This is a genomic window from Anaerobacillus sp. ABR4_321 (assembly GCF_056158505.1).
The window spans coordinates 2,823,437-2,847,007 of the sequence record NZ_JBSWTK010000001.1; the positions used below are offsets into that span (position 1 = coordinate 2,823,437).

Genomic DNA, 23,571 nt, shown 5'->3' on the forward strand with positions numbered 1-23,571 from the left:
TCAAGATGTCTCACCAGCCTTTTTCCGCTTTCCACCGGCCATAAGTAACCCAAGTTCTTGTTCGGTCGTTTCTTCCGGCTTTACAATCGCAACGATTTTTCCTTCGTAGATGACGGCGATACGGTCACTTACGTTCATGATTTCATCAAGTTCGAATGAGATGAGTAGTACTGCTTTTCCTTTGTCTCGTTCCTCTATTAACTTAGAGTGAATAAATTCGATCGCGCCCACGTCTAGCCCACGAGTCGGCTGTGCTGCAATTAGGAGATTTGGACTACGATCGATCTCCCTTGCGATAATCGCTTTTTGCTGATTACCCCCTGACAACGCTCTCGCTGGTGTTGATTCACTAGGAGTACGAACATCAAACTCACTGATCAACGACTTCGCTTTATTTACAATCGTAGAAAAGTTAAGGATTCCATTTTTCGAAAAAGGTCTTTTATAGTAGGTCTGAAGGACCATGTTTTCGCCAATTGAAAAATCCAATACAAGGCCATGCTTATGTCTATCTTGAGGGATATGACCAAGACCACTTTCAGTTACACGACGTGGTTTCCAGTTCGTGATGTCTTTTCCCTTTAGCATAACGTTGCCGGATTTTGTTTTTCTGAGGCCTGTGATCGCCTCGATCAGTTCTGATTGTCCATTTCCATCTACCCCAGCGATACCGACGATTTCTCCAGCTTTAATCGAAATGTTTAGTCCGTTCACAGCTGGCACGTTCCTGGCATCTTCTACGACGAGGTTTTGTACTTCTAAAACGCTTTCTTTTGGTTGTGAAGGTTGTTTTTCAACTGAGAAATTTACTTCTCTACCTACCATCATCGAAGCTAAATCGTCCGGATTCGTTTCAGAAACGTCGACCGTTCCAATTCCTACACCACGTCTTATTACAGTACACCGATCGCATACTTCCATAATTTCTTTTAACTTATGAGTAATCAAGATGATCGATTTTCCTTCTGAAATCAATTTCTTCATGATCTCGATCAATTCTTTGATTTCCTGTGGTGTTAGAACTGCAGTGGGCTCATCAAAAATCAGGATATCCGCACCTCGATAAAGTGTTTTGAGGATTTCAACTCGCTGCTGCATACCAACTGATATGTCTTCTATTTTTGCTGTAGGATCGACTGCAAGACCATATTGTTTTGAAATAGCTTCTACTTCTTTTTCAGCTTCTTTCAAGTTAACCTGCCCTTGCTTTGTTGGTTCGTTTCCTAGAATAATATTTTCAGTAACCGTAAACTTTTCTACAAGCATAAAGTGTTGGTGTACCATTCCGATCCCAAGCTCATTTGCAATGTTCGGATCTGTGATCTGAACTTTATTTCCCCGAACATAGATATCACCTTTTTCGGGCTGATAAAGTCCAAATAAAACGTTCATCAAAGTTGATTTTCCAGCACCGTTTTCACCAAGAAGAGCGTGTATTTCGCCTTTTTGTAGCTGAAGGGTGATATTATCATTCGCAACAATTCCAGGGAACTCCTTACGAATGTTTCTCATTTCAATAACATACTCCATACAGATTTCACTCCCTTATGCGCTAACATAAAACAAAGGCTAGCCTATGAAAGTACTAGCCTTCGACATGCTATTTTCAAGATGAGACTTTCTCCAGGACCGACGAAGCCCCTGCTTCGATACTCCTTATAGAGAGCTTTCGAACGCTTCGTATTCTTCGTCAGTTTTAGGAACTTCTAATTCGCCATTCTGGATTTTCTCTTTATACTCTTCTACTTTTTTCAGTGCTTCTTCAGAAACGTTTTCTTGTGTTTCAGCGATACCTACACCGTCTTCTTCAAGACCAAACTCTGTAACTTTTCCACCTGGGAAGTTATCTTCCATCGTTTGTTTTGACACTTCCATAACTGCAGTATCAACACGCTTAACCATAGAAGTAAGCGTTACGTTCTCAGGCATACCTTCTTCATGCTGGTCACGGTCTACACCGATAACCCAAACTTCTTCTCCGTTTTTCGCACGGTTCTTCGCTTCAGTGAACACGCCGTTTCCTGTTCCACCTGCAGCATGGTAAATGATATCTGCACCTTTATCGTAAAGTGTTCCAGCAATTGCTTGTCCCTTCTCAGCTGCGTTAAAGTCACCAGCATACTGTTCGAAGATCTCAGCGTCAGGATTTACAGATTTAACACCTGCTTTAAATCCGCTCTCAAATTTCTTGATAAGCTCGGAATCTACTCCACCGATAAAGCCTACTTTATTTGTTTTTGTTTGCATTCCAGCGATAACTCCAACTAGGAATGAACCTTGATGTTCTTTAAATGTAATACTTGCTACGTTCTCTAGAGGCTCGCCACTCTCGTTTACTGCTACACTATCTACTAAAGCAAGCTGAGCTTCAGGCTTTTGCTGAGCAATCGCTTGAATATCTTGCTGCATTAAAAATCCAATTCCGAAGATCAAGTCATAGTTATCACGCACAAGACCTGATAGGTTTGGTTGATAATCACTTGCTGCAGTGGATTGTACGTACTTGTACCCTTTATCTTCTTCTAGTCCATTCTCTCCACCAAACTCTTGTAGTCCTTCCCAAGCTGATTGGTTAAAGGACTTATCATCTACACCGCCAGTATCTGTAACCATAGCAACTTTGAAGTTATTTTTGTCTCCTTCTCCGCTACCGCCGCCAGCGTTCTCACCACTCGTGTCGTTCGAACCACACGCTGATAACAGCGTACCTGCAGCTAAAACAGCTGACATCATAAAACCATACTTCTTTCTCATCTTCCTAATCCCCCCAATGGTAATTAACTTAAGCCTAGCAATCTAGGAACAAGTTTGTATCCGTTTTCATAGTGATCAAAATATTTTTGGATAAAATATCCTTCTATGAAAACGATTTGAAAAATAAGTCATTTTTCGACATAACTATACCATTATTAATAAGATAAATAAATAGTTTTTTGAAAAAAAGCTCGATTACTAATATTTAAAATCGGAGGTGAATTCTCTCTCTTTGCCGGCTTTTAGCAAAAAAAAGAAGCATAGTCCTTAACTGGACAGTGCTTCTTAGCTTGTTGGTAAACTTAGAATATTGTGGTCCCTATGACGTAGGAGTTTGAATACCTCTTGCTTTCCTGTGGACGAACGCCCGAGCCTCAAATTGGACAAAAACCGTCCAACCTGAGTCTCGAACGCCCGTTGGACCACGGGAGTCAAGAGGTATTCACTCCTACTGGAAAACATTCAAATCGAGTAAAACTTTCCGAGCAATTATGCTAACCACTTTTCAGCTCGTCAATCGTCTTAAGACTTTTCAACAGCCTGTAATGCAAAGTACTTAACTTGACTGTGCTTCTTCTTCTTTACTTACAAGAACTTCTCTTGGTTTACTGCCTTCATAAGGTCCAACGACTCCTCTTGCTTCCATCGCATCGATCAACCTCGCTGCTCTTGTATATCCGATTCTAAATCGACGTTGCAGCATCGATACAGATGCTGTTTGCATCTCTGTGATGAGCTGAACGGCATCATCGTACAAGTCATCTTCCACTTCAGGTTGGTCTTGTTCAGGCTTATCAGTTGGAATCATTTCTTCTTGATACTGAGCTTTTTGCTGCGCAATGACAAAATCGACAAGCTCCTCAACTTCTTCATCTGATAAGAATGCACCTTGAACTCGTTTAGGTTTGTTCGCGCCTACTGGTAGGAAAAGCATATCCCCTTTTCCGAGTAGCTTTTCGGCGCCACCCATATCTAGGATCGTTCTAGAATCTGTTTGGGATGACACGCTAAACGCAATACGAGATGGGATGTTTGCTTTGATTACGCCAGTGATCACATCAACAGATGGTCGTTGTGTAGCGATGATTAAGTGGATACCAGCAGCACGGGCCATTTGTGCGAGCCTTGTAATCGCATCTTCCACATCACTCGAAGCAACCATCATCAAATCAGCTAACTCATCCACGATAACGACGATATAAGGCAACGTTGGTTGCTTTGATTCAGCAGTTTCGTTATGGCGCTTGATGTAATTGTTGTACCCTTCGATGTTTCTCGTTCCACTATGTGAAAAGAGCTCATAACGCCGCTCCATTTCACTCACTACTTTTTTCAACGCTTGTGAAGCTTTCTTAGGATCAGTAACAACAGGAGCGAGCAAGTGCGGAATCCCATTGTAAACATTTAGTTCGACCATTTTTGGGTCGATCATCATCATCTTCACTTCATGAGGTTTCGCCTTTAGCATGATGCTTGCAATGATTCCGTTAATACAAACACTTTTTCCACTCCCTGTCGCACCTGCGACGAGAAGGTGCGGCATACGGGAAAGGTCTGAGATGACCGCTTCGCCAGAAATATCTCTTCCAAACCCAATCGCAACTTTGGAATCGTGAGACTGATACTCTTTTGACTCTAACACTTCACGGAGCGTTACCATCGCCACTTCTGAGTTTGGTACTTCAATTCCAATGGCAGACTTCCCTGGAATAGGAGCCTCTATACGTAGATCTCTTGCAGCTAAAGCTAATGCAAGATCGTCAGTAAGGTTTACAATTTTACTAACCTTTACACCAGTGTCTGGGTACACTTCATACTTCGTAACAGCTGGTCCAAGGTGTACTTTCATTACCTTCGCTTTTACACCGAAGCTTTCAAACGTCTTCTCTAGTTTTCTAGCGTTTGCTGAGATTTGTTGACGCTCATTCTCTTGCGTGATTTTCTTCGGCGGTTGAAGTAGTGAAAGGGATGGTAATTTATAATCTTTGTTCTCAAGTTCTCCAACTGTGAGTGTTTGAAGAGGCTTATCTTCTTGAGGTTCTTTCGGTTCTGTTTTTACTTGTTCAGGCTTTGATTCGGTAGCCTCTTGTTGTGGCTCTTGATTTGCATATGCACTTTCAGTAAATGTACGTATCTCAGGCTCAAAATCCCCTTCTTCATCAGATGAGAGATCGTACGTTTTTTGTTCTTCAGGTATTGCTTCTTCTTCTTTCTTAAGTGCTTGCTGACGTTCTTTCTTATCTTTTCGAGACTTTTTACTATCTGCCATCAGTGTTTTTGCTTCATCATACGTATTAAGGACAAAGGCTTTCACCCATTCGATCGCTTTTCCAAATACGTCGCTGAAAGACTTTCCTGTAATTAGAACGAAAGAAAGTAGGATGAGCAGAAATGCAATCACTTGTGTACCTGCAGCATCGAAAAGCCTATAACAGAATGCGAATAGCAGAGCACCGATCATGCCTCCACCAAGTGGACCTGGGTTAGCTGGGTCTGTTACCCCCATTTGGAAGAGTTCGTATGTATTGAGAATCACAGATGCATTTTCCCACTCTCCATTTCGGGACAATGTTTCAAATAGACCCACATGGCTTAACAATAATAATGATACGCTCAATAAATAAAATCCCGAGAGTCTTCTTGTCCAAAAGCTCGGCATTTTTCTCTTAACGATTAAGTAACAAGCGAATAGAACAAATCCAGCTACGATTAAGCCGTACCATTCCCCTGCGAAAAATCGGAACATATGATAGAACGCTCGACCAACGATCCCCATCTTCAATACACCTAGAATCGTGAATGCAAGAATAGTCAGACCGATAAATTCCATTTTTACTTGTGATTGCCAGGCCTGTTTTTTCTTTGTTGTCGTCTTTTTTCTTTTTCGTCTTTTTGCCATATTCTCACCTCATTACAAGCCGTAGCTGGTGCGAAAAAGCAGCCGTTTCCGGCTGCTTTTTTTCTCACCAATCTATTCCTAGTATACCACATGTTACCGTGGTGCTATAGGCTCTATTTTTGAGGCGGCGTTAACGTCAACATCTGCCCAGGCTGTGTCGATTCATTTAAAAAATCTTGAGGATCTGTACTCAGTACTTGAACGACTCGACATTCACTGTGTGAAGTACGTTCAACAACGAGCTGTACGCCATTCCAGTCGATCACCTGTTGCTGCTCATAAGCACTTTGTTCAGTTGGAAATACGGCTTCATTCGGTAAAATCGTATAAAGGATCACTGTACAACTTCTCCTTCCTGTGTTCCTTTATAATCCTCAATCAATCCGTTCAGCTTTTTCATCGCCTGTCCTACTGCTCCAACTTCATCGATCAATCCATAATTCACCGCATCTTGACCGACTACATTTGTGCCAATATCCCTCGTCAGATTACCCCTAGAAAACATAAGCTCTTTGAATTTATCTTCTGAAATGTTGGAGTGTCTTGTGACAAAACTCACGACACGCTCTTGCATTTTATCTAAGTATTCAAACGTTTGAGGTACACCGATCACGAGACCTGTTAATCGGACTGGGTGAATGGTCATCGTTGCCGTTTCAGCAATAAACGAATAGTTTGCAGCGACTGCAATTGGAACGCCGATCGAATGCCCTCCTCCTAAAACGATCGATACACATGGTTTAGATAAAGAAGCGATCATTTCTGATATTGCAAGACCTGCTTCTACATCTCCACCTACCGTATTCAATAAGATTAAGACACCTTCAATTTTAGGATTTTGCTCGATCGCTACGATTTGTGGAATAAGGTGTTCGTATTTCGTTGTTTTGTTTTGGGGTGGGAGCTGAACATGTCCCTCAATCTGGCCCACGATCGTTAAACAATGGATGTTTGAATGTTCCATGCTTGGGACATTCGTTTGTCCTAATTGCTGGATTTTATCGACAAGCGTAGATTTCGACTGATCATCTTTCTTCGGATCAGGCTGAGTTGATGGATTCGGTGTTTCATTCTGTTCGAAGTTCATACTGGGTTCTCCTTCCTCACTCTGGTATTAGTAGTATGAACGTCGACTTGTTTTTCAATTCAAAAAGAAAAGCAGACGCGTGGGCGTCTGCTTTCAAACTTTATTTGTTTAATACTGCTGCTAGTGAAGAACGTTCTTCTGCTGTTAGAGGCAGCATCGGTAGACGAACGCTTCCTACATCTAAACCTTTTAGCTGTAGTGCAGTTTTAACTGGAGAAGGGCTTGGAGCTTTGAACAGTTCATTCATAGTTGGAAGGATCTTTCTATGAATTGCGGCTGCTTCCTTTACTTCTCCTGCATGGTACGCTTTAATCATTTCTTGCATCTCATTACCTAATATGTGGGATGCGACAGAAACAACACCATCACCGCCTACTGATACGATCGGAAGTGTAAGACCGTCGTCACCACTATATACAGAAAATGAATCATCTGTACGGCTAATGATATCTGTGATTTGGTCGAGATCACCGCTAGCCTCTTTCACTGAAACGATGTTCTCAATTTTTGATAGCTCTACAATCGTATCAGCCGTCATGTTGACCACTGATCTTCCTGGGATATTGTAGATCATAACTGGAAGCTTCGTTGACTCTGCTACAGCTTTAAAATGCTCATATAGGCCTCTTTGACCTGGTTTGCTGTAGTAAGGAGAAACGATCATAACAGCATCGACACCCGTATCTTCAGCCTTTTTCGTAAGTTCGATGGTGGCATGTGTATTGTTGCTTCCTGTTCCTGCGATAATTGGAATTCTTCCGTTAGAAGCTTTCACTGAATGCTTGAACAACGCGACCTTTTCTTCTGAAGAAAGCGTTGGTGATTCTCCAGTAGTACCTGCTATCACGAGACCGTCTGAGCCGTTCTTAATCAGGTAATTGATCAACTGCTCTGTTTTGGTGAAATCCACGTATCCTTTACGATCGAATGGCGTCACCATTGCTGTAAGTACTTTTCCAAAATTCATTTTCTACCCACTCCTTGCTTCTGGGTTACCGCTGATCCATCATCTGTTCTACTTCTTCTGTACCTGGCTCTAAGTGTAGATAAAACGTTTCATGCAGTGCGTTCACAGCTGCAGAAAGGTCGTTTTGTTTTACTAGAACCCATATGGTGGTATGTGAATCTGCAGATTGTAGAATGTCGATGTTCTGCCCCGCTAACGCCTCGACGATTTTTGAGGTAACCCCTGGGACTCCGCTCATTCCTGCTCCTACTGCAGATACTTTAGCACAGTTTTCGATGACGACAGGATCGTAACCCATATCGTTTAACGTTTTCACTGCTTTTTCCGTCATTTCTTCCATGACAGTGTAGACGACTCCTGTTGGACTTATGTTGATGAAATCAACACTGATCCCTTCAATCGCCATTGCTTTAAACACTTTCGACTGTAAATCGTATTGCCCTTCTTTGGCAAATACTTTTATTTGTGAAACTCCATTCACATGGGCGATTCCTGTAATGAGCCGATCAACAACTTGTTCTCCTGCAGGATTACCCTTCATAGAAGTTACAAGCGTTCCTGTGGAAGACGAGTAAGTTGAACGAATCCTCATCGGAACCTTGGATTGCATCGCAATTTCAACTGCTCGAGGATGGATGACCTTTGCCCCTTGATATGCCATGTTGCACACTTCGTTGTATGTGACGATCGAAAGAGGACGTGCCTTCTCTACTAGGCGAGGGTCAGCTGTCATGATTCCTTCTACGTCTGTAAAGATATCTACCCATTCAGCTGAAAGAGCCGCTCCTAAAGCTGCAGCTGACGTATCGCTTCCTCCTCTACCAAGGGTCGTCACATCTCCTTTTTCTGTTATTCCTTGGAAGCCTGTAACGACAACAACGTCCATCGTATTTAACTCTTCAGATAAACGCTCTGTTCTCATCTCTAGAATCCGGGCTTTACTATGTTCACCCGTCGTGATGAATCCAGCCTGCCCTCCTGTATAAGCAGTAGCTTTCAGTCCTTCTTCAAGAAGCATGTTAGAGAACACGACAGATGAAATACTTTCACCGCACGATACGAGTAGATCATATTCTCTTGACGTTACTTTTCGATTACGATCACCTATCAGTCCAAGTAGCGTGTCCGTCGCATACGGGTCGCCGAATCGGCCCATAGCTGATACAACGACGACGACTTTGTATCCATCTCTAACTGCATCTTTTATATGATTTACTGCTCGATTTCTTCCGTCTTCACTTTTTAATGAAGTGCCACCAAACTTCTGGACGATGACTTTCATTTCGCACACCTTCTTCAGTCTATTTCAATATATTTAGGGCTGCAAGACTTTCAGCGATTTGCACCGAGTTCCACGCTGCCCCCTTCAGTAGATTATCAGAGACAATCCACATATGAAAGCCATTTTTTCGGTCAAGATCTTGTCTTATGCGTCCAACGAACACATCTGGTTTACCAACCGCATCGACAGGCATCGGATATACTTGATTCGTTGGATCATCTTGAAGCGTAACACCAGGCGCATTGCTCAATAGCTCTCTGATCTGCTCTACTGAAACATCATCGCTCTCAATCTCGACGTATACGGATTCAGCGTGACCTGTTTCAATCGGTAGGCGTACACATGTCGCTGCTACTTCAAGCTCAGCATCATGCATAATCTTCTTCGTCTCGTTTATCATTTTCATTTCTTCGAAAGTAAATCCATTTTCTTCAAACATATCTATTTGAGGAATTGCGTTAAACGCAATTGGATAATGTTTCTTATCACCTTTTACTGGTAGGTACTCAGGAGTATGATCCTGACCTTCTAATACGGCTTTCGACTGTTCTTTCATTTCCGTAACCGCATTCGCTCCTGCACCGCTTACAGCTTGGTACGTGGATACGATAATCTTGTTTAGGCCGTATGCTTGCTTCAAGGGCTCGAGTGCTGCGACCATCTGGATCGTCGAGCAATTAGGGTTGGCAATGATTCCTTTATGATCGTTTAAATCTCTTTCATTCACTTCTGGTACGACGAGAGGTACATCTTCGTTCATTCTGAATGCACTCGTGTTATCAACAACAATCGCACCATGCCTCACTGCAGCAGGTGCTAATTGTTTTGAAATTCCGCCTCCTGCACTAAATAAAGCCAGATCGACGCCAATGAATGATTCAGGTTTTGCTTCTTGAACTGTCACTTCTTGGCCCTTAAATGACACTTTCGTTCCAGCTGAACGTGATGATGAAAGGAGCGTTAAGGTCGAGATCGGAAAATCTCGTTCTTCTAGTGTTTTAATCATTTGTTGTCCGACTGCACCTGTTGCTCCAACTACTGCTACGTGAAATTGTTTAACGCTCATGTTAATAATTCTCCTTCCATATTCCAATCATTCAATACCCAGCACAACAGAAGGAGAAACCTACGTTTCTCCTCAAGATCTGGTGATTTTATTCTCTATTCTATCATAAACCTGTTTTAAAGAAAGAAAAACTGTTCTTTAATCTAAATAACGTTCGACTAAGACAGGCTGATACTGTTTTCCATTCATGGCATTCTCAATCGTCTCAGTCAGTGAGGTCATTCTTGCGACAAGGGAATTTGGTTTCTTAACAGGATCATCTTGACCAAAAGGAATGAAATAAATATTTTTAGTCGACATCAATCTAAGGATGTTTGTTCCATTCAAGCCGAGTCCATCATTGGTTGAAATTCCAAGAACAACTGGCTTCTCATTCCTTAACGTTGCTTTTGCTCCCATCAATACAGGAGAGTCTGTCATAGCATTCGCAAATTTACTGATGGAATTGCCCGTAATCGGAGCAATTACCATACAATCTAACGGAGTCCTAGGACCGAATGGCTCAGCTTTCACAATCGAATCCACCGCTTCATTACCGGTAATTTCTACAATTTTAGAAACCCAGTCTTCTCCATCTCCAAAACGTGTATTTGTCGATGTGACGGTATGAGAAACAAAGGGCGTTACCTTCGCCCCTAACTGCACGAGTTCTTCTATCTGTGGAACAACAGCGTCGTACGTACAATGAGATCCTGTCAAACCAAATCCAATGTGTTTTCCTTTCAAACTCATGGATTCTTTTCCTCCCCTTCTTTAAGCTGTTCAATAAGCAGCTGCGTCAATACTCCGGCTATGATTTTCCCAGCTGTTTTTGGAGCGACAATTCCCGGTAGTCCTGGAGCTAATAGCGCTTTGATCCCCCGTTTTTCTGCGAATCGAAAATCTGTTCCGCCTGGTTTGGATGCTAGATCGATAATCAGAGTATGAGACGGCATTTTGGAAATGACCTCTGACGTAACGATTTGAGCTGGAACGGTATTGATGCACACATCGATGTTCGCAACTTCAGTAGCGAGCGATGATAAATGAAACGGTTTTAACCCCATTTCCGTTATTCTCGCAAGGTGTTCGGGTTTTCTTGCTCCAACGCTTACGTTTGCACCGAGAGCATCGAATGATCGCGCTACTGACATCCCGACCCTTCCAAGTCCAAGTACAGCGATGTTCGATTGGTGGATCGTAATATCAGTATGCTGAATGACCATCATGATCGTTCCTTCTACAGTAGGAATCGAATTGTATATTGCAATATCATCTCGTTCGAATAATTTTACGAGTTTTCTTGACGCTTTCATAGCCATCCCTTCGAGGTGGCTATTACTAATACCACTATAAACAACGCAGTGTGAAGGAGTTTTACTGAAGTGCTCTGCAGTCAATACGACTTTTTCATTAGAAAAAATACTATCGACTTCACCTTCCATATTGGTTCCGGCAACTGGAAGGACAATGGCATCGAGCTTCGTAAGGTCTACTTCATCGACCGAGCACTTTGTTGCTCCAGTGAATCCATGATCTAACTGGTCAAAGCCGATCAAAAATAAATCAGCGTTCATCTCTGTTAACTTTCGAATGATTTCAAGCTGGCGGGCATCACCGCCGATTACTGCGATATGTTGATTCGTTAGCATCGTTCCTCCCCTTTCTTTTTCCACGTCTACCTACGGGGATTTATTGTAATTTCTCAACATTCTATGTGGTTGATGCCCGCTTGGTGAATTATCGATCTTGCTCAATTTTACCTTCATTTTTATTTTGAACAATGATCATATCTCGACCGATTGTTTGAATATTTTCCCAAGGGATCGATATCGCGTTTTCCGTCCGTTTTAGTCCTCCCCATGATGTTTTTGGGATGATCAGCGCCTTCAAAGATCCGTTTGTTTCATCGAATAGTAAATCTGTTTGCCCGAGTACGCCGAGCCTTTTCCCCTTTTCAACGTCCACAAGCTCTTTTCCACTCAACTGACTAAGTCTCATTCGAAGCCCTCCCTGAACGATATCCTTACCATAGTCTATGTTTGAGGCGAATGTAGAAGACGTGATAAACGAGTCGATTTCAGATGACAGAAAAAAAGCTGCCGAGTTAAACTCGACAGCTTCTAATCACTTCTCCATGCCTTTTGGAAACAATCCGTTCGGACTGATTAAAGAAGAAGAGAAATCATCTGTAAACGTTGCCTGAACCATGTTGTTCACTTTTTCGTGGTCAACGTTTTCAATGTTTTTAATGATATCATCAAGCGTGCGATGTTGATTTAGCAGAAGTTCATTCTTACCGTTACGGCTCATTCTACTATTTGTACTTTCTAAGCTGAGCATCAAGTTACCTTTTAACTGTTCTTTACAGTTCTGAAGCTCTTTCGTCGTGATGCCTTCTTGTTTGAACTGAGAAAGCGTGTTCTGAATCGTTTCGTAAAGACGATCTAGCTGATTTTGAGCTGTACCTGCATAAATCGTTAGCAACCCGCTATCTTGGTATGCAGAGTGATAGGAGAACACAGAGTAAGCTAGACCCTGTTCTTCACGTACTTCTTGGAAAAGTCGACTACTCATGCTACCGCCTAACACATTGTTCATGACGATCAAGCTATAGATGTCGTCTGTTCCGAACGGAAGCCCTTTATACCCTAGACAAAGATGTGCCTGCTCTGTTTCTTTCTTTCTAGCGATATGACCAGGTTCAAACGTCGGTGCTTGAACTTCTGGTTTTCCTGCAGGTGTCTCCCAGTTCTCGAACGCTCTCTCCACTTTTTCCATGAACGATTTGTCCACATTACCAGCGATCGAGATCACGATGTTGTCAGGTGTGTAATGAGTTTGCATATACTCTCGAAGCGTGTCGCCTGAGAATCCTTTTAACGTTTCTTCTGTTCCTAGAATAGGCATCGCAAGTTCGTGGTCCCCATAACTCGCCTGACTAAGAATATCGTGTACGATGTCATCAGGAGTGTCTTCATACATCTTAATTTCCTCATAAACAACGTTTTTCTCTTTCGCGAGCTCAGATGCTTCAAACTGTGAATTGAAAAACATATCGCTTAGCACATCTAACGCATATTCAGAATGATCATCGAGAACCTTCGCATAATAGCACGTGTATTCTTTTGAAGTGAACGCGTTCACCTGTCCACCGATGCTATCGAATGATTCAGCAATTTCCTTTGCGTTTCGCTTGTCAGTGCCTTTAAAAAACATATGCTCAAGAAAGTGAGAAACTCCATTAAGTTCTTTAGGTTCAAAACGAGATCCAGTACCGATCCAGATTCCTATAGCTACTGATCGAACGGTCGGAATATTTTCTAATACTACTCTTACTCCATTTTTACAAGTTACTTTGTTAATCAAGCTTGTTCCTCCTGTAATGTAACCTAGTCATTCTGTTCCAAAAACACTATATCATTAAAACAGATTGGAAACAATTTTATGGAATCTTCGAAACTCGTTTTGAATCCAAAACTTGAGATACCGTACCTAAGTGATAGCCTCGATCTTTAATTCCCCTAACCATTGCTTCCAAGCTTTTTTCTGTTGGCTCTGTAGGGTGCATTAGAACTAAAGCACCTGCATGAACCTTTTGAAGAACTCTCTGTGTAATCACATGAGGTGATGGTTTTTTCCAGTCCACCGTGTCAACACTCCACAGTACCGTTTGCATACCGAGCTTATGTGCGATTTCTACGCTATTGTAAGCGTAGCTTCCACTAGGTGGTGCGAACACGACAGGCTTTTGATCGATTGCTGCTTCGATCACTTTATTAGTATCTTCGAGCTCCTTACGAATAGCAGCATCATTCATTTGCTTCAAATCTGGATGTGAATAAGCGTGATTCCCTATTTCATGCCCTTCTTCATGAATCATTCGAACAAGATCCGAATTTTTCTTAGCCCAGGAACCATCCAGAAAAAATGTAGCATGCACATTATGTTTCTTTAGATGCTTCAACATGTCTGGTAAAAATTCTTCTCCCCATGCGACGTTGATCATCAAGGCCACCATCGGTTTGTTTGGGTTCCCTTTATAGACAGGTGCTGGTTTTAGGTCTTCTAGCTGGATTTCAGGCTCGATTTCTTTTTTAACTAACATCGCTTCGTCAAACTTCTTCCCTTGCATTTTTTCAAGAGATGCTTTTACTTCTACCTCTACTCCATTGTACCCAGGAATGCCTTTCCATACCCGATCGACGACGGCATTTACCGGCTTTATATCGTATTTTTCTTTCGCTTCTAAAATCTCATTATGTAGTGAGTTACTGCCACTCACCATGATTGCTTCCTCTTTTAGAGAAGTTAAGTACATCGTTGTGTAGGGGTTTTGAATGGTTTCTGCTGTCATTGCCAGAATGATCACAAATACAACAATGTGTATCCAGGTTTTCTTCATCAACATGACCCCCTTTTGTACAAAGGTTATGTGAAAAAGGCAAGCCCTAGAACTAGTGTGAAAAGAAACTAAATTGAAATAAAAAAAGAATTCGGCTGAGCCGAATTCTTAGCTTTGTTGACTTTGTTCTTCTCTTTCACGCGCTTCTTTCAATAATGCTTTGCGAGAAAGGTTAACGCGTCCCTGCTTGTCGATCTCTTTTACTTTAACCATTACTTCATCGCCGATCGATACAACGTCTTCAACCTTGTTCGTACGCTCTTCAGCGAGCTCAGAAATATGAACGAGACCTTCTTTTCCTTGGAAAAGTTCAACAAACGCGCCGAATTTCTCAACACGCTTAACTTTACCAAGGTAAGTTGCGCCTACTTCTACTTCTCTTACAAGATCTTCGATGATCTTCTTCGCTTTTGCGTTCATTTCTTGATCAGTTGATGAGATGAAGATCGAACCATCTTGTTCGATATCGATCTTGACGTTTGTTTCCTCGATAATCTTGTTGATGATCTTCCCGCTTGGCCCGATCACGTCACGAATCTTATCTGGCTTGATGGACATCGTTAAGATCTTCGGAGCATATGCAGATAGCTCAGTACGTGGCTCGCTGATCGCACTCATCATGTTCTCAAGGATATCTAAACGCCCTTTTCTAGCTTGTTCAAGTGCTTGACGAAGGATATCTTCGTTGATACCTGAAATCTTGATATCCATTTGAAGTGCCGTTACACCTTGCTTCGTTCCGGCAACTTTAAAGTCCATATCGCCTAGTGCGTCTTCCATGCCTTGAATATCAGTCAGAACGGTTACGTCTTCTCCGTCACTTACTAATCCCATTGCAATTCCAGCGACAGGTGCTTTAATCGGTACACCCGCATCCATCATAGCAAGTGTACTTGCGCAGATACTTGCTTGAGATGTAGATCCGTTTGATTCAAGAACTTCTGAAACAAGACGGATTGTGTATGGGAAGTCTTTTTCAGTTGGGATAGCAGGTTCAAGCGCACGCTCACCTAGCGCACCGTGTCCAATTTCACGACGACCAGGTCCTCTCATAGGTCCAGTTTCACCAACACTGAACTTAGGGAAGTTATAATGATGCATGAAACGTTTGGATTCTTCTGTTCCTAGACCATCTAAGATTTGAACATCACCGAGTGCTCCTAGCGTACAAATACTTAGTGCTTGCGTTTGTCCTCTAGTGAACAATCCAGATCCGTGTGTTCTTGGAAGAATGCCAACTTCTGAGTTTAGTGGACGAATTTCATCCACACCACGTCCATCAGGTCTCACTTTATCCTTAAGAATCAAGCGACGAACTTCCTGTTTTACGAAGCTATTCATGATCGAACTTACTTCACCTTCAGGAACTTCTTCATTGTCTTCGTAAGCTTCGACAGCACGATTCATTACTTCATCGATCGCTTCTTGACGTGCATGCTTTTCAACTACTTTTACTGCCTCTTTAACGTCAGCTAGAAACTTTTCGCTAAGTTCAGCTTCAAGCGTTTCATCAGCTTTTTTCAGAACGACTTCACGCTTTTCTTTTCCGCAAGCTTCAATAATTTCTTCTTGGAACGTAATCAGGCGTTTGATTTCCTGATGTCCGAATAAGATCGCTTCAAGCATCGTTTCTTCAGGAACTTCATCTGCACCTGCTTCTACCATGTTGATCGCTTCTTTTGTTCCTGCAACCGTTAAGTTGATATCACTTTCTTCAAGCTGCTCAACTCCAGGGTTTACGACAAACTCTCCGTTGATGCGTCCGATTACAACTCCAGCGATTGGTCCATCGAATGGTAGATCACTGATACCTAAAGAAAGAGATGAGCCGAACATCGCTGCCATTTCAGAAGAGCAGTCTTGATCAACGCTCATTACAGTACTTACGACCTGTACCTCATTACGGAAACCATCTGGGAACAATGGACGAATTGGGCGGTCGATCAATCTGCTTGCTAAGATTGCCTTTTCACTAGGACGGCCTTCACGTTTAATGAAACCTCCTGGAATCTTACCGACTGCATATAGTCTTTCTTCATAGTTAACTGTAAGTGGGAAGAATGGAAGGTCCTTTGGTTCCTTCGAACCTGTTACTGTTGATAGTACAGCTGTATCGCCATAACGAATCATGGCTGCACCGCTCGCCTGTTTAGCCAATTGACCGATTTCTACAGTCAGCTGGCGGCCAGCCCACTCGATCGAAAACACTTGCTTATCTTGTGCCATTACTGTGAGAACTCCTCTCATCCTATAAAATCATTTCTTTTAGTATACATTATACCCTAACCTTTTATCTTCTAAAAAGAAAGGACGAAATCTATGTATTTTAAACCTAATAAAAAAGCGGGAAAGAATCCCGCTTTTTAACTCATTATCTACGTAGACCAAGTTCTTTGATTAGTTCACGGTAACGAGTAACGTCCTTGTTACGAAGGTACGTTAGTAGGTTACGACGTTTACCAACCATCTTTAGAAGACCGCGACGAGAGTGGTGGTCTTTCTTGTGGAAACGAAGATGACCGTTCAAATTGTTAATTTCCTCAGTTAGGACAGCGATTTGAACTTCTGGAGAACCAGTATCATTCTCGTGAGTTTTGAACTTAGTGATAAGCTCTTGCTTACGCTCTTGTGTGATTGCCATCCTTTTCACCTCCTTCAATTCTTAATCCCCTGTTACCGCGCAAACGTCGGAGAGTCGATTGCCCAGTAAAGGTTGTGTACATATCGTACAGATATTAGACTACATGTTTTTGTAGTAAAATGCAAGAGGAATCTATTCTAGGATTTTTCTTGCGAGATCTGCATCTTTCCCAATCTGTTCGATCAATGCGTCAACGGATGGAAATTTCACTTCACCACGTATCTTCTTGTAAAACTCGACTGAAACTTCTTTTCCATACAAATCTTCTTCGAAATCAAAAACATGAACTTCTATAGAAGGTTTGTCTGGTGCATCATCATAAAAAGTAGGTTTATAGCCTATGTTGCAAACGCCATTTCTCCACTGGCCATCGTGTTTCAGCCTTACAGCATATACACCAGTTGCAGGAACAAGGTATTCGTTATCAAGCTGAATGTTTGCTGTAGGAAATCCGATCGTCCTGCCTCGCTGATCACCTTTGATTACATTCCCAGAAATCACGTACCTACGACCTAAGACTTCTTCGATGTTTTCTACTGCGCCTTCTCGAATATAAGAGCGGATTAGAGTAGAGCTCACTTTTTCATCATCCTTTGACACTTTTTCAATAACCGTCTGGTCGAATTTATTACGCGCATGGAATGGCATCGACTCCATCGTTCCTCTGCCTTTACTGCCATATGTAAAATCGAATCCAGCTACGACATGAACCACTGATAGATTGATGATATAGTCATCAACGAATTGCTGTGGCGTCAATCCTGCGATGGTTGTATCGAACTTTACAATATATAGTACGTCGATTCCCATCTCGTCGATCAGGTCGATCTTCTCATCAAGCGGCGTGATCGCTTCAACTTGAGGTGATGACTTGCCAAGAACGACTGATGGATGAGGGTAAAACGTCATGACTGAGGAAGCAACGCCTTTTTCCTCTGCGATTTTCTTCGCTGTAGATATCACCTTTTGATGACCTCGGTGAATCCCATCAAAATACCCGAGCGCCATGACAGATGGTTTATTCGATTCAATAAAATGCGGATGAGATAAATAAATTGTTTTCATAGCTTTCACCTTCTAACTTCATCTCGAGAACACTTTTTCAGGTTTCATAAGCCCTGGCTTTTCTGGGTGTTTCTGATAAATGGCGATGGCTTTACCTTCTTCACTATACATAACGAGTCGCTCATCTGTCATCTCTTCAACTTCAGGCAGTACCGAACCATTTTGTAGCTTCGCTTCCATCTCTTTGTCTACCGTAAGAGAAGGCATAGAAGAAAGGGCATATTCCAGGGGAAAAAGTCTTAACGTTTCTTCTTCTATCATCTGTGTAATCTCATCAAATGTCAAACATTCTTCGAGCTTAAATGGGCCAGAAGCAGTCCTGACTAATGATGACATATGAGCCGGATATCCTAAGGAAGCTCCGATATCGACAGCAAGCGTTCTGATATACGTTCCTTTACTACATACGACTCGAACAGGGATATCCACTGTACCGTCCTTATAGACGATTTCTCCGGTTCGTTCGATTTCATGAATCGTGACATGACGTGAAGGTCGTTCGACTACTTTTCCTTCAAATGCATATTCGTACAGTCGCTTTCCGTTCACTTTAACCGCTGAATACATCGGTGGAACTTGTTCAATTTCTCCTTTGAAGGCTTCTAGAGTAGACGTGATTTCCTTAGGTTCGAAATTCGTCGTTATGCTTTTTTCTTCAATCTTCTCTCCAGTTGCGTCTTCAGTAGAAGTCGAATAGCCAAGAGTAATAACAGCTTCATAAGTTTTAGAGAAATCCGTCATATACTGTGCAACCTTTGTTGCTCTTCCAATACAGAGCGGCAACACTCCCGTAACTGCAGGATCGAGCGTTCCTGTATGCCCTACCTTCTTAGTCATAAGAATTTTGCGTACTTTCGCAACGCAGTCATGTGACGTCATCCCAGCAGGTTTTTTTAATGGTAAGATCCCTTCCATCACTTTTCCTCCTTTCTAAACATAGAGAAAGGATAGACATTCCTGCCTATCCTAACGTTCTCTATTCATCAGATTGATTTAAATCCGCAAGAAGTCTCTCTATTTTATTACCGTAATCGATGGATTCATCGAATTCGAAATAAATTTCAGGTGTTTTGCGAAGACGAATTCTCTTTCCGATTTCTGAGCGAATAAAACCTGTCGCTTTTGCAAGACCGTTAAGAGTAGCATCTTTCTTCTCTTCATCACCTAAAACAGTAATGAATACTGTTGCTTGTTGAAGGTCGTTTGTAACCTCAACAGCTGTTACTGTAACGAAACCTACACGAGGATCTTTTATCTTTCTGCTGATGATATCCCCAAGTTCTTTCTTCATCTGTTCACCTACGCGGTGCGCGCGAACATTGCTCATCGTTACACCTCATTTCTTCCTAAAGCCATTCATAAGTTGTTCGGGTAAGCTCAATGTCAGGATTTGAATCGATCAATGCGATAGCTCTCTGTAATTCCCGCTCACAGGCTGTCTTGCTAGAAGCAGTCGTTACGATTCCTATCACAGTTCGTTGCCACAAATCCTGATTATCAAGCTCAGAAACTGCTAAATTATAGTGCTTCAGCCGGCTTATCACCGACTGTAGCACTGATCTTTTCTGTTTAAGTGACTGCGCATCATAGATTATGCATTCGCACTCAATGTAGCCGATCACTTAGGTTTTACTTCCTCCATTACGAATGCTTCAATGATGTCGCCTTCCTTCACATCGTTGAACTTCGCAAGTGTAATACCACACTCATAGCCTTTCGCAACTTCTTTTGCATCATCTTTGAAACGCTTCAAGGTATCGACTTCACCTTCGAAAACGACGATGCCGTCACGGATTACTCGTACGCCAGAGTTTCTAGTGATCTTACCTTCAATCACGTAAGAACCTGCGATCGTACCAACTTTAGAAACTTTGAACGTTTCACGAACTTCAGCTTGACCGATGACCTTTTCTTCATAGACAGGATCAAGCATCCCTTTCATCGCTGATTCAATTTCTTCGATCGCTGTATAAATTACGCGGTGAAGACGAATATCAACTTGCTCTGCATCTGCAACTTTCTTCGCATTGTTATCAGGACGTACACTGAAGCCGATAATGATCGCATTCGAAGCAGAAGCAAGGATGATGTCAGATTCAGTGATCGCACCTACACCTGTATGAATGATGTTGATCTTAACACCTTCAACTTCGATCTTCTTGAGAGAACCTGCAAGTGCTTCGACGGAACCTTGCACATCTGCTTTAATGATGATGTTGATGTCTTTCACATCACCTTGTTGGATCTTCTCAAATAGATCGTCAAGATTCATCTTAGAAGACTCTTTACGCTGTGCTTCAATTTGTTGCTGTGCACGCGCTTCACCTACTTGGCGAGCCTGCTTTTCATCTTCAAATGCCACGAAGCGGTCTCCAGCTTGAGGAACATCACTAAGTCCAGTTATTTCAACCGGTGTAGATGGTTCAGCTGTTTTCACGCGCTTACCAAGGTCGTTGACCATTGCACGCACACGTCCGAACGTATTACCGACAACGACAGGATCTCCAACTTTTAACGTACCTTCTTGTACGAGAAGTGTTGCAACTGCACCACGACCTTTGTCTAGCTGAGCTTCAATAACAGATCCAGAAGCTAACTTATCAGGGTTCGCTTTGAATTCTTCTACTTCAGAAACTAGAACGATCATTTCAAGGAGCTCATCGATTCCTTCCCCTTTGATCGCAGAAAGATTAACAGTGATCGTGTCTCCACCCCATGCTTCTGGAACTAGCTCATACTCAGTAAGTTCCTGAAGGACACGGTCAGGATTTGCACCTTCTTTATCCATCTTATTAACTGCAACGATAATTGGCACCTCTGCAGCTTTCGCATGGTTAATCGCTTCGACAGTCTGAGGCATAATACCGTCATCTGCCGCTACTACGATGATTGCGATATCTGTAACTTTCGCACCACGTGCACGCATTGTTGTAAATGCTGCGTGACCAGGTGTATCTAAGAAAGTGATCTTTTTGTCTTTGTTATCGATTTGGTAAGCACCGATGTGCTGTGTGATTCCGCCAGCTTCACCTTGCGTTACCTTCGTGTTACGGATGCTATCTAGTAGAGTTGTTTTACCGTGGTCAACGTGACCCATGATTGTTACGACAGCAGGACGCTCCACAAGCTTCTCGCTATCATCTTCTTTTGTATAATTATCAAGGTCTGTAATTTCAAAGATTTCTTCTTCTTCTACTTTTACGCCATAATCGTCACAAATAAGTTCCATTGTATCTTTATCGAGCTCCTGGTTGATCGTTGCCATTACACCAAGACCCATAAGCTTCTTGATGATCTCAGAAGCATCTTTACCAAGCTTCTCTGCAAGCTGTCCAACCGTCAATGAACCGATGAACGTTACCTTTTCAGGCAATCTTCTTGGAGCTGCAGTGTTCTTAGGTGGTTGTCCTTTGCCACGACGATTTGGGCGTCTGCCACCACGACGTGCATTGTTTGGTTTATTTGTGTTGCTCTTTTGGTTTGAGTTTGCTTTTGGGTTATTTCTGTTGTTTTTATTTTCCATACTGTTTTTGTCGCTTCCCTTTTTGGATTGTTTCGAATTGCTATTAAGCTTCTCCACTGTTGAATCGTCGATCACAGACATGTGATTCGTGACTTTTATATTCATGCTTTTTAACTTTTCGATAACATCCTTACTTGTTGTATTGTGTTCCTTTGCATATTCATAAATTCGCATCTTACTCATACGTTCACCCCCGAGTTATTGATCAAGAATAGCAAAAAGTTTCTTTGCAAATCCTTCATCAGTGACGGCTATCGTCACTCGCTGTGCTTTACCGATCGCATGCCCGAGTTCATAGCGTCCTGCTACAATACATACTGGGATTCCATAAGTAGTTGCTTTATCTGTAATTTTCTTCTTTGTATTGTCGGATGCGTCATCCGCTAACAGTACGAGTCTCGCATGTTTTCGTCGGATTTCCTTAACTACTAATTCTTCACCCGATACGAGTTTGCCTGCACGTTGAGCAAGTCCCAGAAGTGATTCCCAATTTCCTCTCATGAACGTAACTCTTCAAGATGGAGATAAACGTCATCTGTAACTTCTGCTTTAAGATGTGCAGAGAGTGCGTTCTTTTTTCTAGCTAGTTTAAAACACTCTTCACTATTGCAGAGGTATGCCCCACGGCCGTTCATCTTTCCAGTCGGGTCAATCGCTATTTCTCCTTCTTTAGACCTGACAACGCGTACTAGTTCTTTCTTTGGCTTCATTTCCTGACAGGCTACACACTTACGCATCGGAATCTTACGGTTTTTCACGATGGACACCTCTCCTGATCCTACTATTCGTTATCGTAGTCAGTTTCTTCCTCTTCGAAGAGCGGAGTGTCATCTTCAGTATAAATGCCTTCTTCTTCCGCTTCTGACTGACTCTTAATATCAATTTTCCAGCCTGTTAGTTTCGCAGCAAGACGTGCATTCTGACCACGTTTTCCAATCGCTAGAGATAGTTGATAATCAGGTACGATCACCTGAGTCATCTTATTCTCTTCATCAACATTCACTTTAAGTACTTTTGAAGGACTTAGAGCGTTTGCTACGTATTCAACGATATCTTCTGACCAGCGGACGATATCGATTTTCTCGCCTTTCAATTCGTTCACGATCGCCTGTACTCGCTGTCCACGCTGGCCTACACAAGAGCCAACCGGATCGATTTCAGGATCTTCTGCATGAACAGAGATCTTTGAACGATCGCCTGCTTCGCGGGAGATCGACTTCACTTCTACAGTACCATCGTAGATTTCTGGTACTTCAAGCTCGAAGAGACGCTTCAAAAGACCAGGGTGTGTACGTGAAACCATCACCTGTGGTCCTTTTGTCGTTTTTTCAACTTTTGTAACATACACTTTTATTCTATCATGCGATTTGTATGTTTCGTTCGGCATCTGTTCGCCAGTTGGAAGAAGGGCTTCGATCCTACCGAGGTCAACATAGATGAAGCGGTGATCTTGACGCTGTACGATACCTGTCATGATATCGTCTTCACGCTCGATAAACTCACTAAAAATAATGCCGCGTTCAGCTTCACGAACTCGCTGAGTGACAACCTGCTTCGCTGTCTGAGCGGCAATTCTACCGAAGTTACGAGGCGTTACTTCAATCTCAACAACATCTTCAACTTCATACTGTGGATCCATATCCTTCGCATCTGCAAGAGAGATCTCTAAGCGGGAGTCTTCAACTTCTTCCACAACATCTTTACGTGCGAATACACGAATCGACCCTGTATCTTGATTGAAGTCTACTCTAACATTTTGCGCCTGGTGGAAATTACGCTTATAAGCGGAGATCAACGCTGCTTCGATTGCCTCCACGATAATATCCTTACTGATGCCCTTCTCCTTTTCAAGAACGGTCAGTGCATCCAATAGATCACTACTATTCATTTTCATTCTCCCCTT

At 42.4% G+C, this 23,571-nt stretch carries 23 protein-coding genes; all 23 read right to left on the reverse strand.

Annotated features, from left to right (window positions below; translation table 11 throughout):
- The 23 genes from ACXADT_RS14705 to nusA all read right to left on the reverse strand — a co-directional run bounded on the left by ACXADT_RS14705 (position 1) and on the right by nusA (position 23,556).
- The gene (locus ACXADT_RS14705; protein WP_270181891.1) at positions 1-1,530 is read right to left on the reverse strand and encodes an ABC transporter ATP-binding protein; all 1,530 of its coding nucleotides are present in this window, start codon (positions 1,528-1,530) and stop codon (positions 1-3) included.
- 126 nt (positions 1,531-1,656) lie between these two features.
- Complete coding sequence (locus tag ACXADT_RS14710; RefSeq protein WP_270181890.1) at positions 1,657-2,754, reverse strand: BMP family lipoprotein; 1,098 nt, start codon at positions 2,752-2,754, stop codon at positions 1,657-1,659.
- A gap of 556 nt (positions 2,755-3,310) precedes the next feature.
- Positions 3,311-5,653 (reverse strand): FtsK/SpoIIIE family DNA translocase, encoded by a 2,343-nt coding sequence (locus tag ACXADT_RS14715; protein WP_474831749.1) that lies wholly within the window; start codon positions 5,651-5,653, stop codon positions 3,311-3,313.
- 113 nt (positions 5,654-5,766) lie between these two features.
- On the reverse strand, positions 5,767-5,991 hold the full coding sequence (locus tag ACXADT_RS14720) for a YlzJ-like family protein (protein WP_270181888.1): 225 nt from the start codon (positions 5,989-5,991) through the stop codon (positions 5,767-5,769).
- Entirely contained in the window at positions 5,988-6,740 is a 753-nt protein-coding gene (locus ACXADT_RS14725) for a ClpP family protease (RefSeq protein WP_270181887.1), read from the reverse strand. The genes ACXADT_RS14720 and ACXADT_RS14725 overlap by 4 nt, the downstream gene beginning before the upstream one ends.
- Positions 6,741-6,840: 100 nt before the next feature.
- On the reverse strand, positions 6,841-7,707 hold the full coding sequence (gene dapA / locus ACXADT_RS14730) for a 4-hydroxy-tetrahydrodipicolinate synthase (protein WP_270181886.1): 867 nt from the start codon (positions 7,705-7,707) through the stop codon (positions 6,841-6,843).
- Between the two features lie 25 nt (positions 7,708-7,732).
- Complete coding sequence (dapG, locus tag ACXADT_RS14735) at positions 7,733-8,989, reverse strand: aspartate kinase (RefSeq protein ID WP_474831751.1); 1,257 nt, start codon at positions 8,987-8,989, stop codon at positions 7,733-7,735.
- Between the two features lie 19 nt (positions 8,990-9,008).
- Positions 9,009-10,055, reverse strand: a complete 1,047-nt coding sequence (gene asd / locus ACXADT_RS14740) for an aspartate-semialdehyde dehydrogenase (RefSeq protein WP_270181884.1) — start codon at positions 10,053-10,055, stop codon at positions 9,009-9,011.
- A gap of 138 nt (positions 10,056-10,193) precedes the next feature.
- Positions 10,194-10,787 (reverse strand): dipicolinate synthase subunit B, encoded by a 594-nt coding sequence (locus ACXADT_RS14745; protein WP_270181883.1) that lies wholly within the window; start codon positions 10,785-10,787, stop codon positions 10,194-10,196.
- Positions 10,784-11,686, reverse strand: a complete 903-nt coding sequence (dpaA, locus tag ACXADT_RS14750; RefSeq protein WP_270181882.1) for a dipicolinic acid synthetase subunit A — start codon at positions 11,684-11,686, stop codon at positions 10,784-10,786. Before dpaA ends, ACXADT_RS14745 begins: the two co-directional genes overlap by 4 nt.
- An 88-nt stretch (positions 11,687-11,774) precedes the next feature.
- Positions 11,775-12,035 carry a YlmC/YmxH family sporulation protein gene (locus ACXADT_RS14755; RefSeq protein WP_270181881.1) on the reverse strand — a complete coding sequence of 87 codons (261 nt, stop codon included), beginning with the start codon at positions 12,033-12,035 and terminating at the stop codon, positions 11,775-11,777.
- A 126-nt stretch (positions 12,036-12,161) separates the two neighbouring features.
- Positions 12,162-13,403 carry a M16 family metallopeptidase gene (locus ACXADT_RS14760; RefSeq protein WP_270181880.1) on the reverse strand — a complete coding sequence of 414 codons (1,242 nt, stop codon included), beginning with the start codon at positions 13,401-13,403 and terminating at the stop codon, positions 12,162-12,164.
- A gap of 76 nt (positions 13,404-13,479) precedes the next feature.
- Positions 13,480-14,439, reverse strand: a complete 960-nt coding sequence (locus ACXADT_RS14765) for a polysaccharide deacetylase family protein (RefSeq protein WP_474831752.1) — start codon at positions 14,437-14,439, stop codon at positions 13,480-13,482.
- A 108-nt stretch (positions 14,440-14,547) separates the two neighbouring features.
- Positions 14,548-16,665: a polyribonucleotide nucleotidyltransferase gene (locus ACXADT_RS14770; RefSeq protein ID WP_474831753.1), complete on the reverse strand. Its 2,118-nt coding sequence runs from the start codon at positions 16,663-16,665 to the stop codon at positions 14,548-14,550.
- Positions 16,666-16,810: 145 nt separating this feature from the next.
- A complete protein-coding gene (gene rpsO, locus ACXADT_RS14775) occupies positions 16,811-17,080 on the reverse strand; it encodes a 30S ribosomal protein S15 (RefSeq protein WP_270181877.1) in 270 nt (89 codons plus the stop codon).
- A 132-nt stretch (positions 17,081-17,212) separates the two neighbouring features.
- Positions 17,213-18,145, reverse strand: a complete 933-nt coding sequence (ribF, locus tag ACXADT_RS14780; RefSeq protein ID WP_474812081.1) for a bifunctional riboflavin kinase/FAD synthetase — start codon at positions 18,143-18,145, stop codon at positions 17,213-17,215.
- A gap of 18 nt (positions 18,146-18,163) precedes the next feature.
- Positions 18,164-19,063, reverse strand: a complete 900-nt coding sequence (gene truB, locus ACXADT_RS14785) for a tRNA pseudouridine(55) synthase TruB (RefSeq protein ID WP_474812083.1) — start codon at positions 19,061-19,063, stop codon at positions 18,164-18,166.
- Positions 19,064-19,121: 58 nt separating this feature from the next.
- Entirely contained in the window at positions 19,122-19,472 is a 351-nt protein-coding gene (gene rbfA, locus ACXADT_RS14790) for a 30S ribosome-binding factor RbfA (RefSeq protein WP_270181874.1), read from the reverse strand.
- Between the two features lie 19 nt (positions 19,473-19,491).
- Positions 19,492-19,767: a DUF503 domain-containing protein gene (locus ACXADT_RS14795; protein ID WP_270181873.1), complete on the reverse strand. Its 276-nt coding sequence runs from the start codon at positions 19,765-19,767 to the stop codon at positions 19,492-19,494.
- Positions 19,764-21,851, reverse strand: a complete 2,088-nt coding sequence (gene infB, locus ACXADT_RS14800; RefSeq protein WP_270181872.1) for a translation initiation factor IF-2 — start codon at positions 21,849-21,851, stop codon at positions 19,764-19,766. The genes ACXADT_RS14795 and infB overlap by 4 nt, the downstream gene beginning before the upstream one ends.
- A 15-nt stretch (positions 21,852-21,866) precedes the next feature.
- Positions 21,867-22,169, reverse strand: a complete 303-nt coding sequence (locus ACXADT_RS14805) for a YlxQ family RNA-binding protein (RefSeq protein WP_270181871.1) — start codon at positions 22,167-22,169, stop codon at positions 21,867-21,869.
- Positions 22,166-22,426 carry an RNase P modulator RnpM gene (gene rnpM / locus ACXADT_RS14810; protein ID WP_270181870.1) on the reverse strand — a complete coding sequence of 87 codons (261 nt, stop codon included), beginning with the start codon at positions 22,424-22,426 and terminating at the stop codon, positions 22,166-22,168. The genes ACXADT_RS14805 and rnpM overlap by 4 nt, the downstream gene beginning before the upstream one ends.
- Positions 22,427-22,449: 23 nt before the next feature.
- Positions 22,450-23,556: a transcription termination factor NusA gene (gene nusA / locus ACXADT_RS14815; RefSeq protein ID WP_270181869.1), complete on the reverse strand. Its 1,107-nt coding sequence runs from the start codon at positions 23,554-23,556 to the stop codon at positions 22,450-22,452.
- Between the last annotated feature and the right edge of the window lie 15 nt (positions 23,557-23,571).

Excerpts from the sequence above, each read along its gene's own strand:
- ACXADT_RS14705 (WP_270181891.1), bottom strand. The coding sequence starts at position 1,530 with ATGGAGTATGTTATTGAAATGAGAAACATTCGTAAGGAGTTCCCTGGA.
- infB (WP_270181872.1), bottom strand. The coding sequence starts at position 21,851 with ATGAGTAAGATGCGAATTTATGAATATGCAAAGGAACACAATACAACA.
- dpaA (WP_270181882.1), bottom strand. The coding sequence starts at position 11,686 with ATGCTAACGAATCAACATATCGCAGTAATCGGCGGTGATGCCCGCCAG.
- asd (WP_270181884.1), bottom strand. The coding sequence starts at position 10,055 with ATGAGCGTTAAACAATTTCACGTAGCAGTAGTTGGAGCAACAGGTGCA.
- ACXADT_RS14745 (WP_270181883.1), bottom strand. The coding sequence starts at position 10,787 with ATGAGTTTGAAAGGAAAACACATTGGATTTGGTTTGACAGGATCTCAT.
- ACXADT_RS14715 (WP_474831749.1), bottom strand. The coding sequence starts at position 5,653 with ATGGCAAAAAGACGAAAAAGAAAAAAGACGACAACAAAGAAAAAACAG.
- ACXADT_RS14765 (WP_474831752.1), bottom strand. The coding sequence starts at position 14,439 with ATGAAGAAAACCTGGATACACATTGTTGTATTTGTGATCATTCTGGCA.
- ACXADT_RS14710 (WP_270181890.1), bottom strand. The coding sequence starts at position 2,754 with ATGAGAAAGAAGTATGGTTTTATGATGTCAGCTGTTTTAGCTGCAGGT.
- rbfA (WP_270181874.1), bottom strand. The coding sequence starts at position 19,472 with ATGAGCAATGTTCGCGCGCACCGCGTAGGTGAACAGATGAAGAAAGAA.
- ACXADT_RS14770 (WP_474831753.1), bottom strand. The coding sequence starts at position 16,665 with ATGGCACAAGATAAGCAAGTGTTTTCGATCGAGTGGGCTGGCCGCCAG.
- dapG (WP_474831751.1), bottom strand. The coding sequence starts at position 8,989 with ATGAAAGTCATCGTCCAGAAGTTTGGTGGCACTTCATTAAAAAGTGAA.
- nusA (WP_270181869.1), bottom strand. The coding sequence starts at position 23,556 with ATGAATAGTAGTGATCTATTGGATGCACTGACCGTTCTTGAAAAGGAG.
- ACXADT_RS14755 (WP_270181881.1), bottom strand. The coding sequence starts at position 12,035 with ATGAGACTTAGTCAGTTGAGTGGAAAAGAGCTTGTGGACGTTGAAAAG.
- dapA (WP_270181886.1), bottom strand. The coding sequence starts at position 7,707 with ATGAATTTTGGAAAAGTACTTACAGCAATGGTGACGCCATTCGATCGT.
- ACXADT_RS14725 (WP_270181887.1), bottom strand. The coding sequence starts at position 6,740 with ATGAACTTCGAACAGAATGAAACACCGAATCCATCAACTCAGCCTGAT.
- rpsO (WP_270181877.1), bottom strand. The coding sequence starts at position 17,080 with ATGGCAATCACACAAGAGCGTAAGCAAGAGCTTATCACTAAGTTCAAA.
- ribF (WP_474812081.1), bottom strand. The coding sequence starts at position 18,145 with ATGAAAACAATTTATTTATCTCATCCGCATTTTATTGAATCGAATAAA.
- ACXADT_RS14805 (WP_270181871.1), bottom strand. The coding sequence starts at position 22,169 with ATGAGAGGAAATTGGGAATCACTTCTGGGACTTGCTCAACGTGCAGGC.